Here is a 13,933-nt window from a genome sequence, read left to right as displayed (position 1 = left end):
ATAAGTGTGGATAAGTTAGTTGCAGTGGTTTTTGTCGGGGCACTTATTTTTATGGTCGGACATGCGCAATCACGGTTTGATCAGTGCAAAGCGATAGGACAAAAAAATATTGATTGTGTCTTGTCCTTTGACTAGAGTTTTTGACCTTTTAACTTTTCCTTTATGCCTTTAGCGCCCTGGCGATCGCCCCTAACCCACGCTCTTCATCGTAATCGTGCTCTCCCCTATGCTCGCTATATGCAGCTTGCAACCGCCCGGATGGATGGGCGACCTGCCAATCGCACCATAGTATTCCGTGGTTTTTTAGAAAACACTAACCATCTACGGTTTGTTGCAGATAGCCGCAGTGAAAAAATAGATCAGCTTCAAGCTCAGCCTTGGGGAGAAATTTGCTGGTACTTTCCTAAAACCCGCGAACAGTTTCGGATATTGGGGAAGTTAATTGTGGTGTCAGCAGATTATGGCGATGAAGCATTGCTGAAAGCTCGAAAAATGCTGTGGCACGATTTATCCGACGCGGGGCGATCGCAGTTTGCTTGGGCGCATCCTAAACAGCCCAAAACCCAGCCGCTTGAACAAACGACTCCCGAGCCACTGACTCCCTTATCAAACTTTTGCCTGCTCTTGCTAGAACCGACTCAAGTTGACCATTTAGAGCTACGAGGCGATCCACAAAATCGTTATCTTTACTCTAAAAAAGAGCCTCATCTAGAAGACTGGTCTATGGAAGAAGTGAATCCTTAAAGCTGCAATTCATCAGATCTTTGAGCAATCAGACGACTAATCTATTAAATCCCTGAACCGTCAAAAAACTGCTCAAAGACTTTGTCTTGAATGCGGCAGCGAGCCGGTAGAGAGGTGCCTGCCATGACCAGTTCGGGTTGGGCAACGGGCGGGTTTAAACCCTGGACTTGTTGCTCTAACGCCTCAATGCGATCGACCAACGCCCGAATCACTTGCGCTTCAGAGTCAGGCATACTGCCATGCTCTAAGGGCCCTACTCGTTCGCCTGCTCGGTAGACAATACGACCCGGAATCCCGACCACTGTACAGTCAGCAGGCACATCGCGCAGGACTACCGATCCGGCGCCAATTCGAGCATTATTGCCAACTTGAATGTTGCCTAAAACCTTAGCGCCTGCTCCAACGACCACATTCTCCCCCAAGGTTGGGTGCCGCTTACCGCATTCTTTACCCGTTCCACCCAAAGTCACTCCCTGATAAATCAAGGCATAGTCGCCAATAATTGCCGTCTCGCCAATAACCACGCCCATGCCGTGATCAATAAAAACTCCCTGCCCAATTGAAGCGCCAGGGTGAATTTCAATGCCAGTTAAAAACCTCGCTAAATGAGAGGTTAGACGGGCAATTAAGGGCAGATGCAATTTATGCAGCCAGTGAGCAAATCGATGGAAAATTAATGCCTGAAAGCCAGGATAGCAAAATAGTACCTCTAGCTTGCTCCGAGCCGCTGGGTCACGTTCAAAGATAATTTGGAAATCAGCAGCTAAGGTTTTGAGCATGGTTTTTTGCACAAATAACTACCCTGTCTAGCAAGTTCTGTGATTAAGTGAGTAGCCTCACAGATTGTGAGCCTACAAACTCCTCAATTATCTTAGCGTTGATGGAGTTCTAGATAGTAGGTAGAACCGAATAAGGAAACCGAATTTTGAACAGAGCTTATTTTGGCGCTGCTGGCGATCGCTCTGCTTCTAGTACCGCTCGGACTTTTCGCAGTTCATTCAAAATTTCTCGGAGCAAGTCTTGAGTAACTGTTTCGGTGGGTTGCTGAACTTCAATGGTGACCTGTTTGATACCTAGAGCATCTTTGGCAAAGCGGGCAACTTCATTGGGGTGAAACAAGAGGGGATCATCTTTGTTGAGGCGGAGTTCAGGGTTGAGCCGTTGAGGGTTGTAGGGCGGATTGAGGTCGTTAGATTCGGTATTGGCATAGCGGTAAACCGAGGCGCGGGAGCGGTTCAGAATTCTTTGAAGGGACTCAATGGTCATGAGTCCTTGAGGATTTGTGGCTTCGGTGTCCATCATTCTGGGTCGTTAAAAGAAGGGATTAGGAATACGCTCTGTATTATAGTGAGACTCAGGCGTATCATGCTGCTAACTTGTCAATGGGAAGAGTAAACCAGAAGGTGGTTCCTTGCCCAAGCTGGCTTTCAACCCAGATGCGACCACCATGGGCTTGCACAATTTGTTGGCAAAGATAAAGACCTAAGCCTAAACCAACAGATTTTGTTCGGGGGTTGCCCCGAAAGTAGGGGTTGAAGATCTTTTCGCATTGTTCTGGGCTGATGCCAGCGCCGTTGTCGGAGACTGAGCAGTTGATCCAGCCCGGTACTTGCTGGGCATGGAGGTTGAGGATCACTCCAGGGGGATTGTGTTTGAGGGCGTTAGCGATCAGGTTTTGGTAGACGCGGGCGATTTGAAGAGGGTCTACATGAATCAGTGGAAGTGCAGTTGAAATAAGGTTTTTGAGGAGGACGTTTTCTCGCTCAATCAGGGGCTGGAGGTCGGCGATCGCAGATTCTACCAGATCTCTCAGCACCAGGCTTTGACAGTGGAGGGTAATGCCCCAAATTTCGGCAGCGTGCGTGTCAATAAGAGAATTGATCAGTTCAAGTTGCCGATGGTTGCTGTCAATCATGCGGTGCAGCACTAAGCGGGAAACGGCGATCGCTTCTCCAGGCTGGGCATTGAGGTTGTTCAGCACAATGGAGGTGCCAATCACTGGGTTTCTAAGGTCGTGGGAGACAGCGTGCAGAAATAGATTAAGCTGTTGGCGCAGTTCGGCTTCCAGGGTGCTGAGTTTCTCGTTTTTTTGTTCCAGACCAGAGGCATATTCCTCGAGCAGCAAGCGCGATCGCCGTAGTTCATCGCGCATTTGTTGAAAAGAGGAAGCAAGGATGCCGAGTTCGTCAGAGCGTTGAATGGTGATGGGATAGTGCCAGTCATTTTGGGCAAGGGATTCGGCGGCAGCGCTGAGTTGCAAAATGGGGCGAGCAATCCAACGGCTAGTCGCGATCGCCACAGCAACGGCAACCCCCAGCGCCGCCAAACAGAGCAAAACCGTGTGGCGCGTATTTTCGTGAATTTTTCCCATAAAGTCTTGTTCAGGAATCACGATCGCCACCAACCAATTTAATCCTTGGTAATCCCGAAAGGGACGGACTGCAACAAAATGGGTTTGCCCATCTTCAGAAGCGTTAAATTGAACCGATAGGGGACGACTAATACTTGTAAAGCCATTGAAGCGTTTCTCCAGAAAGCCAGCAGTTTGGCGCGTGAGAGAATTTTTGCTTTCTAAGGCATTAACTCGTTGACTTTTAATGGTGCTACCAGAAAAAATTTTCTCAGATGTGGAGGTACCCACTAAGGTCCCGTTGGTTTCCATGATGAAAACCTGCCCTGTTTGCCCAATCTCTAGCTTTCGCAAAAAATGACTGACATCACTCAGGCTAAGGGCGGCATGAGTAACACCGACCAACTTGCCTTGACGATTGTAGAGGGGGCGATCGACGGAGAGTAATAAATCGTCCTCGCCTATGCCAACGGATGGATTGACCCAAAACAGCTTGCCCGCTGCGAGAGCCGCTCGATACCAAGGCTGCTTTCGCGGATCATAATTAGCAAAGACTTGACGGAGACGGACGCGATCGCCCCAGTCATTGAGCCGCCAAACCTCTACTTTTTTACCTTTGCTTAAATCTCGAATGTCAACGACGAGGCGATTGAAAGGGCGATAGCCAATGCCAATAGAGTTACCTGTTTCGGTCGCAATAGTGATAAAGGTGGGGTTGTTGAATTTGAGATCGTTAAACTGCTGAAACTGTTGCCATAGGTAGAGTTGCACTTCGGATAAATTGTCGAGGTCTAACGTTCCGGCGCGCACCTGATTGGCATTAAGCCGAGTGATTAATTGAGGAACAATCAAGTAGTCTTTCAGTTTCTGTTCTACACGATCGCCAATTTTATTCGTTAGTTGATTCGCGAGATCATCGACGGCTTCTTGACCATTTTTGAAAGATAGATAGCCTGTTAGCCCCACCATTGCCGGAATTTGCAGCACTAAACAAGCAAGAATGACCTGAAGAGAGACTTTCCTAGAAATCTTGCTTAGAACTGGGCGCAACAACGGAAAGACCATAGGAAAAGATGCATTAAGACCCATAGCATCAAGCTTAACTTGCATCAGTCTATTGAATCAGGATAAGGTTTTACCAATCATCCATTGATACGATCAGGGCGTTGCTGAATTCAGCAACAAAATGTTACCTGCTTGACGTTGCAGAGAATAGCGCTATACCCTCAGAATCTTTAGTAACGAGCGATGGGAGATCAGTAATCTCCCATGAGATGATCTAGAGCGATCGGTATCAGCTAAAACCTTTATTAAGGACTGCCCTTGGAAGCCTTCGTCGTTAGAAAATTCAATTAGCTCCAAACAGCCCCTCAGCCAGACACTAGATTAGGATATCTAAAAAATGCACAGCAATAACCTGCCACCCAAACAGGGTCTATACGACCCTCAGTTCGAGCACGATGCCTGTGGTGTTGGGTTTATTGTCCAAATGAAAGGGCAGAAGTCACACAATATCATTGAGCAAGCTTTGACAATTTTGTTGAACCTAGACCATCGCGGGGCGTGCGGCTGTGAAACGAACACGGGCGACGGTGCAGGCATTTTGATGGGAGTGCCCCACAAGTTTCTGAAAAAAGTGGCAGCCGCAGAAGGTGTTACCCTTCCTGAATCGGGGCAGTATGGCGTGGGCATGATTTACTCTTCACCTGATGCCAATGTTCGAGATAAAAGCCGTCAAATTTTTGAGCAGATTGTGACGACAGAAGGCTTGAAGGTACTGGGCTGGCGCGATGTTCCTACGGATCATTCCTCCCTGGGCAACACGGCAAAGTCGAGTGAGCCGTTTATGGAGCAGGTGTTTATCCAACGGGCAGCCGGGATGGATGAGGTGGCGTTTGAGCGGAAGCTGTATGTCATTCGGAAACTGTCATTTAAGGCGTTGCGGGCATCGGGGGAAAATCCTTGCTGGTATCCATCAAGTCTGTCTTGTCGGACGATGGTTTATAAGGGAATGCTGATGCCTGTGCAGGTGGGACAGTATTATCCAGAATTGCATGATCCCGATATGGAGAGTGCCCTGGCGCTGGTGCATTCGCGATTTAGTACCAATACGTTCCCTAGCTGGGAGCGATCGCACCCTTATCGCTACATTGCCCACAATGGCGAAATTAACACGATGCGCGGCAACATCAACTGGATGATGGCGCGGCAGTCGATGTTTGAGTCGGAATTGTTTGGCGAGGATATGAAGAAAATTCAGCCCGTCATCAATGTCGAGGGCAGCGATTCCACTATTTTTGATAATGCCTTAGAGCTACTGGTGCTGTCGGGGCGATCGCTCCCCCACGCCATGATGATGATGATCCCCGAACCCTGGACGGCTCACGAGTCTATGAGCGACGAGAAAAAGGCGTTTTACGAATATCACTCGTGCTTGATGGAACCGTGGGATGGTCCTGCTTCGATCGCCTTTACCGATGGCTCCATGATTGGGGCAGTGCTCGATCGCAATGGTCTACGTCCCTCGCGCTACTACATTACTAAGGACGATCTCGTGATTCTGGCATCGGAGGCAGGCGTTTTGCCCATTGAGCCAGAGCGGGTGGCGGCAAAGGGTCGGCTGGAGCCGGGGCGGATGTTCTTGGTGGATACTAAGCAAGGGCGAATTATCGCTGATGAGGAAATTAAGAACCAGATTGTTAAAGAGCATCCTTACCGAGAGTGGATCAATCAACACATGGTTGAGATTGCTCAGTTGCCCGATGCGCCTGTTGCTGTAGAAGAAATTTCGTCGGCAGATCTAACGACGATTATTCAGCGTCAAATGGCGTTTGGCTATACCTTCGAGGATCTGCGCTTGCTGCTGACTCCCATGGCGCGGGATGGCGTAGAGGCGATCGGGGCAATGGGGGCAGACACGCCTCTGTCGGTGTTGTCCGATCGCCCCAAGCTGCTGTACGACTATTTCCAACAGCTTTTTGCCCAGGTGACAAACCCGCCGATCGATTCGATTCGAGAAGAAATTATTACATCGGCTGAAACGACAATCGGCTCTGAACGCAATTTGTTGAAGCCAGAGCCAGAAAGCTGTCATTTAATTGAGCTAAAAACGCCGATTTTGAGCAATGCTGAACTGGCGAAATTAAAGTATGTTTCGGAGAACGGATTTAAGTCGGTGACGCTGTCGATTGTGTTTGATCCTAAAGCGGGTGTGCAAGGGATGGAAGCGGCGATCGCTGAAATCTGCGCTAAAGCCGATCAGCAGATTGAAGACGGCACCAATATTTTGATTCTGAGCGATCGCGCCATCAACGCTACAAGCGCCCCCATCCCCGCCCTCCTCGCCGTTGCCGGACTCCATCACCACCTCATTCGCACAGGCACTCGTACCCGCGTCGGACTGGTTTTAGAATCTGGCGAACCCCGCGAAGTTCATCACTATGCCCTTTTAATTGGCTATGGTTGCGGTGCCATTAATCCCTACCTCGCTTTTGAAACATTAGACGACATGATTCAGCAAGGCTTGCTAGTGAATGTCGATTACAAAACCGCTTGTAAAAACTACATCAAAGCGGCAACTAAAGGCGTTACAAAAGTGGCTTCCAAAATTGGCATTTCAACGATTCAAAGCTACCGAGGCGCACAGATTTTTGAGGCAGTAGGCTTGAATGCAGCCGTGATCGATCGCTACTTCACCTGGACAGCCTCTCGGATTGAAGGCGTTGATTTGGCAGTCATTACAAAGGAAGCTCTCCTCCGCCACAGCCACGCTTTCCCCGATCGCCAAGTCAACGGGCATACCTTAGATGTGGGCGGCGAATATCAATGGCGGAAGGAAGGCGAGGCGCATTTATTTAGTCCTCAAACCATTCACACGCTTCAAAAAGCGGTACGCACGGATGACTACGCAGTTTACAAACAGTATGCGGCGCTGGTGAACGAGCAAAACCAAACCCATTACACGCTGCGAGGATTGCTGGAGTTTAAGCAACGGGAAGCCGTGCCGATTGAAGAAGTAGAATCGGTGGAATCCATCGTGCAACGGTTCAAAACAGGCGCAATGAGCTACGGCTCGATCTCGCAGGAGGCGCATGAATCGTTGGCGATCGCCATGAACCGCTTGGGCGGCAAGTCTAACACGGGCGAAGGCGGCGAAGATCCCGATCGCTATACCTGGACGAACGAGCAAGGCGACTCTAAGAACAGCGCCATCAAACAAGTGGCTTCGGGTCGGTTTGGCGTGACCAGTCTGTATCTCTCCAAAGCTCAAGAACTGCAAATCAAAATGGCGCAGGGTGCAAAACCGGGCGAAGGGGGACAGCTTCCTGGCAAAAAAGTTTATCCCTGGATTGCCAAAGTTCGCCACTCCACTCCTGGAGTCGGACTCATTTCCCCACCGCCCCACCACGATATCTATTCGATCGAAGACCTCGCTGAGTTAATCCACGATCTTAAAAATGCTAACCGTGAAGCCCGAATTAGCGTCAAATTGGTTTCCGAAGTGGGAGTAGGCACGATCGCCGCTGGCGTTTCCAAAGCCCATGCAGACGTGGTGCTAATTTCTGGATATGACGGTGGCACGGGTGCATCTCCCCAAACCTCTATCAAACACGCCGGACTCCCTTGGGAACTAGGACTAGCGGAAACTCACCAGACCCTAGTGCTCAATAACCTCCGTAGCCGAATTGTGGTGGAGGCTGACGGGCAAATGAAAACTGGGCGAGATGTTGTCATTGCCGCGCTGTTGGGTGCTGAAGAGTTCGGCTTTGCCACCGCGCCACTTGTCACTCTAGGCTGCATTATGATGCGCGTTTGCCATCTCAACACTTGTCCTGTTGGCGTTGCCACCCAAGATCCGCAGCTCCGCAAAAACTTTACTGGTGACCCAGCCCATACCGTTAATTTCATGCGCTTTATTGCCGAAGAAGTGCGGGAATTGATGGCGCAACTCGGCTTCCGCACTCTTAACGAAATGGTAGGACGGACGGATGTGCTAGAAGCAAAACAGGCGGTTGATCATTGGAAGGCGAAGGGTTTGGATTTCTCGAAGATTCTGTATCAGCCAGAGGTAGGTGAGGATGTGGGGCGTTACTGCCAAATTCCCCAGGATCATGGGCTGGAGAAGTCATTGGATATGACAAAATTGTTGGATCTGTGTGAGGGAGCGATCGCCCACGGCAAGCCTGTTAAAGCAACTCTGCCGATCCAAAACGTCAACCGCGCTGTCGGTACTATCTTGGGCAACGAAATCACCAAGCGCCACTGGGAAGGGCTACCTGAAAACACGGTGCATCTTCATTTTCAAGGCAGCGCCGGACAAAGCTTTGGGGCTTTTGTGCCTAAAGGTGTGACGCTCGAACTCGAAGGCGACACTAACGATTATCTGGGCAAGGGACTTAGCGGCGGCAAAATTATTCTTTATCCGCCTGCTGCCTCCACTTTTGCTGCTGAAGAGAACGTGATTGCGGGTAACGTTGCCCTCTATGGCGCAACCGAAGGCGAGGTGTACATTCGAGGCACTGCCGGAGAGCGGTTCTGTGTGCGCAACTCTGGCGTTAACACGGTTGTAGAAGGGGTGGGCGATCACGGCTGCGAATACATGACTGGCGGAAAAGTCGTTGTTTTAGGCATGACTGGGCGCAACTTTGCGGCGGGTATGAGTGGCGGCGTGGCGTACATTTTGGATGAAGCGGGCAACTTTGCAACGCGCTGTAATACCCAAATGGCAGATTTAGAGAAAGTCGAAGATCCCGAAGAAATCGACGACCTCTACCAACTAATCCAACGCCATGCCGATTTAACCCAAAGCCAAAAAGCCCAAAAAGTTCTTTCACAATGGGACGCGATGTTGCCCCAATTTGTCAAAGTGATGCCCAGAGATTACAAGCGAGTTTTGCAGGCTGTGGCAAAGGCGATCGCGGATGGATTGAGCGGCGATGAAGCTTTAACGGCGGCATTTGAAGCGAACGTCCAAGATGTATCCCGCATCGGCGGCAGCTAAATGTTGCGATCGCTTTGCTCCAGTTCCCCTGCCCTTGTAGGGAAGAGGCTAGGGGTTAGGTGCCGGAGACCTCTCCCCAAACCCCTCTCCTAAAGGAAAGGGGCTTTGAAGGGGAAGGGGATTTTGTTTAGCGATGCAGTAGGAGAGTTACGTGAAAATAAAACCCTAGTGGGATGCATTGACTTTTTAGCCCCCTAAATCCCCCATTCTGGAGGACTTCCGAACTTTTTAAAGTCCTCCAGAATGGGGGATTTAGGGGGCGATTCGAGGCGTTATTTAATTGCAACTCCCTAGCTAGAAATAGCAGGGTTTGGGAACGAGAAAAACTCTAAAATCTAAAATCAATCAATCTACAAGATCATGGGAAAACCAACTGGCTTCATTGAATATCTCCGCGAACTACCTTCCGATCGCCCTCCTTTAGAGCGAGTTCACGACTGGAACGACATTCATGAGCATCTACCCGAAGATAAACTTCGCGCTCAGGGCGCACGCTGTATGGATTGTGGCATTCCCTTTTGCCATAGCGGCACTCTCATCAGCGGTATGGCAAGCGGTTGTCCGGTCAATAACCTGATTCCTGAGTGGAATGATTTGGTTTATCGGGGACTGTGGGAAGATGCGCTCGATCGCCTTCACAAAACGAATAATTTTCCTGAGTTTACGGGGCGAGTTTGTCCTGCACCTTGCGAAGGTTCCTGCGTGTTGGGCATCAATAATCCGCCTGTCACCATTAAGAATATTGAATGCTCTATTGTCGATAAAGGTTGGGATGAGGGCTGGATTAAGCCTGTGATGCCAACTCGCCGCACGGGTAAGAAAATTGCCATTATTGGCTCTGGTCCGGCGGGGTTGAGCGCGGCGGCACAGCTTAATCAGGCGGGACATTGGGTGACTGTGTTTGAACGGAGCGATCGCCCAGGCGGATTGCTGATGTATGGCATTCCCAACATGAAGCTGGAAAAAGAAAGCGTCGTATTGCGTCGAATTAAACTTTTAGAAGACGAAGGTGTGACTTTCCAGTGCAACACCGAGGTTGGCAAAGATTTACCGACCGAAACGCTGTTAAAAGAATATGATGCGATCGTTCTGTGTACCGGGGCGACTAAGCCGAGGGATTTACCTTTGGAAGGTCGGGATCTGAAGGGAATCCATTTTGCGATGGATTTTCTGACTGCTAATACGAAGGCTGTGATGAATCCTGATGACAATGCTAGTTTTATCTCAGCTAAAGATAAAGATATCGTCATTATCGGCGGCGGTGATACGGGCACAGACTGCGCGGGTACTTCCATTCGGCATAACTGTAAGAGCCTGGTTCAGCTCGAAATTTTACCCAAACCTCCCATGACCCGCGATGCCAATAATCCCTGGCCCGAATGGCCCAAGGTGTACCGTGTAGACTACGGGCAGGAAGAAGCGGCTGCTACGTTTGGCGATGATCCACGGGGCTATTTGACGACTGCGACTCGTTTTGAGGGCGATGAGAACGGGCACGTTAAGGCGGTGCATACGGTGCAGGTAGACTGGCAGAAGAATGAGAAAGGACAGTTTATTCCGGCGCACGTACCGGGATCTGAGCAAGTTCTACCCGCGCAGTTGGTGCTGTTGGCAATGGGCTTTTTAGGACCGGAGCAGCCGTTGTTGGATGCGATCGGGGTTGAACGCGATGGGCGCAGCAATGTTAAGGCAGAGCATGACAAGTACACGACTAGCATTCCAGGTGTGTTTGCGGCTGGCGATTGTCGGCGGGGGCAGAGTTTGGTGGTGTGGGCGTTCAATGAAGGTCGCGGCGTGGCGCGGGAGTGCGATCGCTATTTGATGGGGCACACAGATTTGCCTTAATCGAGTAACCTTTGAGAGATATTCAGTGGCGTTGCTGAATAAAAGTATGAATCTGAATTAAAGCCCCTTTCCTTCAGGAGAGGGGGTTGGGGAGAGGTCTATCTAGCTGCGTAGCCGAATTGATCTAACCCCTGGCCCCTTCCCTAAGAGGGCAGGGGAACCAGACTTCATCCCGCAATTCGGCAATGCCTAGTCAGTCCCTCAGCAAGCCCAGAAATACCGCTATGTCTACTTCTCAAAATCTCTCTGCTTTTGTTGACTATTGCCAGCAGCATATTCGGGGGGATGAGAAGAGCGAGGCGCAGACTTTTCTGACGCGGTTTTTTCAGGCGTTTGGGCATGAGGGCATTAAGGAGGCGGGGGCAGAGTTTGAGGATCGGTTGGCGAAAGCGAGTAAGAAAGGAAAGATGGGTTATGCGGATTTGATTTGGCGATCGCGCCCCGGAGTCCCCGGCGTGCTGATCGAGATGAAGTCGCGTAAGGAAGATTTGAGCCAGCATTATGCTCAGGTGGAGCGGTATTGGATGCGGATTACGCCGAACCGTCCGCGCTATGCGATGCTGTGCAATTTTGATGAGTTTTGGATTTTTGACTTCGAGAATCAGGTGGATGAGCCTGTCGATCGCATTCTTTTGACGCAGTTGCCGGAGCGGGCGGGGGCACTGACGTTTATGGAGATTGGCGGACGCAAGCCTGTGTTCCACAATAATCAGGTGGATGTGACGGAGCGATCGGCGCGGCGGATGGGTGAGTTTTATCAGGCGGTGGTTGAGCGGGGGCGACGGCAGGGGTTTAGTGAGTTTTCGGAAGAGCAGTTGCAGCAGTTGACGCTTCAGTGTGTGATGGCGATGTTTGCGGAGGATCGGGCGCTGTTGCCACGGGATTTGTTTGTGGGGCTAATTCAAGATTGTATGGCAGGTCAGGGGAGTGCTTTCGATTTGTTGGGGGGATTGTTTGAGCAGATGAATCGGCAGGGGGTGACGCGTGCGGGGCGCTATCAGGGGGTGGAATATTTTAATGGGGGATTGTTTGCGAAGGTGCATCCGATCGATCTGACGGGGAAGGAGTTGGAGATTTTGGATGTATGCGCGCGGGATGATTGGAGCAATGTCCGTCCGTCTATTTTTGGGAACATTTTTGAGGGGCGATCGATCCGTCTAAGCGTCATGCCCATGGAATTCATTTTACCAGCGAGGTAGATATTCGGCAGATTGTCCGCCCCACGATTAGTGATTACTGGGAGGAACGAATTGAGGATGCCAGTACGATCGCGGAATTAAATGTTTTGCAACTGGAATTACAGGCGTATCGGGTGCTTGATCCGGCGTGTGGGTCGGGTAATTTTTTGTATGTGGCGTATCAGGAGTTGAAGCGGATTGAGCGGTTGTTGTTGCAGAAAATTCAAGACCGGAGGCGCGGGGATTCGGGGCAAATGGCGATCGGGTTTGTTACGCCGATGCAGTTTTTTGGCATGGATACGAATGAGTTTGCGGTGCAGTTGGCGCGGGTAACGATGATGATTGCGCGGAAGATTGCGATCGATAAGTATGGGTTGAGTGAGCCTGCGTTGCCGTTGGATACGTTGGATAATAATATTGTTTGTCGAGATGCGTTGTTTAGTGAATGGGCAAAGGCAGATGCGGTGATTGGCAATCCTCCGTTTTTAGGTGGAAAGCATTTGCGGATGAATTTGGGAGATGATTATATCGATCGGGTGTTTAGGAAATTTTCAGATGTAAAAGATGTTGATTTCTGCGCTTACTGGTTTCGGCTTACTCATGACCATTTAAACGATCAAGGTAGAGCCGGATTGGTGGGTACAAATTCAGTCAGCCAAGGTAAAAGCCGGATAGCATCGCTGGATTACATTGGTGAAAACGGCGGCTATATTCATGAAGCGATTTCAACTCAACCTTGGTCAGGTGAGGCGAATGTTCATGTAAGTTTAGTGAATTGGGCAAAGCAATTACCCGGAAAATATCATCTGGATAATCAAATTGTTACTAGCATTAATTCTGCGCTGAAATCAACGTTAGATGTATCAAAAGCAGTACGATTGAATGCGAATCTGAATCACTGTTTTCAAGGTGTAATTCCTCTCGGAAAAGGCTTTCTGATTACAGAATCCCTTGTACAAGAATGGACTAAAGCAGATATAAATAATCAAAAAGTAATCAAACTATTTTCAATGGGAGCAAATTTAGCTCAAAATACGCATGGCAAGCCTGAACGCTGGGTCATTGATTTTGGTGATATGAGCCTTGAAGACGCTAGTGACTATGAACTTCCATTTGAGCATATTAAAAAATATGTAAAGCCTGAACGGGATACGAATAGACGAGATGTGCGGAGATTAAATTGGTGGAAGTTTGGTGAAAATGCTCCGAAAATGAGAAAAGCGATCGCCCCTCTTTCAATTTGTTTCGCCGTTCCCAGAGTTTCTAAATGGGCAATCTTTATTCCTTTTTTCAAAAATTGGCTTCCTGGAGATAAATCTGTTGTTGTAGCTTCAGACGATTTTTATATCCTCGGCATCCTCACTTCCAACACTCATCGAACCTGGATGCACGCCCAAAAATCAACGCTTAAAGCAGATATCGCTTACACCCACAACACATGTTTTGAAACCTTTCCTTTCCCCCAAACCCCCACCCCCAAACAAATCGCCGCAATCCGCACCGCCGCCCAAACCCTCCACACCTACCGCACCGAACAAATGGAGAAAAAACAGTGGGGCATCACCACCCTCTACAACAAATTTTTCCACGAACCCAGCAGCCAACTCCACAAACTCCACACCCAACTTGATGACCTTGTTCTCACCGCCTACGGCTTCAAAAAAACCGATGATCTGCTCGAAAAACTTCTCACCCTCAACCTCGAACTGGCAGAAAAAGAAAAGCAAGGGGCATCAGTGGTGGGAGCCTGGGCACCCCGTCTAGAACCCTGAACCGCTAAAATGTAGATCGCGATCGCCTCTCCTTCAGTGTTAA

General features: G+C 49.7%; 6 protein-coding genes and 1 pseudogene. 4 read left to right on the top strand and 3 right to left on the bottom strand.

Annotated features, from left to right (window positions below):
* Window positions 1-162: 162 nt before the first annotated feature.
* The gene (locus KME11_14215; protein MBW4516361.1) at window positions 163-744 is read left to right on the top strand and encodes a pyridoxamine 5'-phosphate oxidase family protein; all 582 of its coding nucleotides are present in this window, start codon (window positions 163-165) and stop codon (window positions 742-744) included.
* A gap of 44 nt (window positions 745-788) precedes the next feature.
* Here the strand turns inward: KME11_14215 and cysE are convergent, their stop codons facing one another.
* The 3 genes from cysE to KME11_14200 all read right to left on the bottom strand — a co-directional run bounded on the left by cysE (window position 789) and on the right by KME11_14200 (window position 4,159).
* On the bottom strand, window positions 789-1,523 hold the full coding sequence (cysE, locus tag KME11_14210) for a serine O-acetyltransferase (protein ID MBW4516360.1): 735 nt from the start codon (window positions 1,521-1,523) through the stop codon (window positions 789-791).
* A 157-nt stretch (window positions 1,524-1,680) separates the two neighbouring features.
* On the bottom strand, window positions 1,681-2,043 hold the full coding sequence (locus KME11_14205) for a resolvase (GenBank protein ID MBW4516359.1): 363 nt from the start codon (window positions 2,041-2,043) through the stop codon (window positions 1,681-1,683).
* 64 nt (window positions 2,044-2,107) lie between these two features.
* Window positions 2,108-4,159 (bottom strand): sensor histidine kinase, encoded by a 2,052-nt coding sequence (locus KME11_14200; protein ID MBW4516358.1) that lies wholly within the window; start codon window positions 4,157-4,159, stop codon window positions 2,108-2,110.
* Window positions 4,160-4,496: 337 nt separating this feature from the next.
* On the opposite strand from KME11_14200, the gene gltB reads away from it, so the two are divergent.
* The 3 genes and pseudogenes from gltB (at window position 4,497) to KME11_14185 (ending at window position 13,890) form a co-directional block, all read left to right on the top strand.
* Window positions 4,497-9,095 (top strand): glutamate synthase large subunit, encoded by a 4,599-nt coding sequence (gene gltB, locus KME11_14195; protein ID MBW4516357.1) that lies wholly within the window; start codon window positions 4,497-4,499, stop codon window positions 9,093-9,095.
* A gap of 360 nt (window positions 9,096-9,455) precedes the next feature.
* On the top strand, window positions 9,456-10,940 hold the full coding sequence (locus KME11_14190; protein MBW4516356.1) for a glutamate synthase subunit beta: 1,485 nt from the start codon (window positions 9,456-9,458) through the stop codon (window positions 10,938-10,940).
* A 224-nt stretch (window positions 10,941-11,164) separates the two neighbouring features.
* A pseudogene (locus KME11_14185) lies at window positions 11,165-13,890 on the top strand (N-6 DNA methylase).
* The last annotated feature ends 43 nt before the right edge of the window (window positions 13,891-13,933 follow it).

This window comes from Timaviella obliquedivisa GSE-PSE-MK23-08B (assembly GCA_019358855.1).
GTDB lineage: Bacteria > Cyanobacteriota > Cyanobacteriia > Elainellales > Elainellaceae > Timaviella > Timaviella obliquedivisa.
Note: the sequence above shows the minus strand (reverse complement) of the source record. Positions and strands in the feature narration are given on the sequence as shown.

Excerpts from the sequence above, each read along its gene's own strand:
- KME11_14200 (MBW4516358.1), bottom strand. The coding sequence starts at position 4,159 with ATGGTCTTTCCGTTGTTGCGCCCAGTTCTAAGCAAGATTTCTAGGAAA.
- gltB (MBW4516357.1), top strand. The coding sequence starts at position 4,497 with ATGCACAGCAATAACCTGCCACCCAAACAGGGTCTATACGACCCTCAG.
- KME11_14190 (MBW4516356.1), top strand. The coding sequence starts at position 9,456 with ATGGGAAAACCAACTGGCTTCATTGAATATCTCCGCGAACTACCTTCC.
- cysE (MBW4516360.1), bottom strand. The coding sequence starts at position 1,523 with ATGCTCAAAACCTTAGCTGCTGATTTCCAAATTATCTTTGAACGTGAC.
- KME11_14205 (MBW4516359.1), bottom strand. The coding sequence starts at position 2,043 with ATGGACACCGAAGCCACAAATCCTCAAGGACTCATGACCATTGAGTCC.
- KME11_14215 (MBW4516361.1), top strand. The coding sequence starts at position 163 with ATGCCTTTAGCGCCCTGGCGATCGCCCCTAACCCACGCTCTTCATCGT.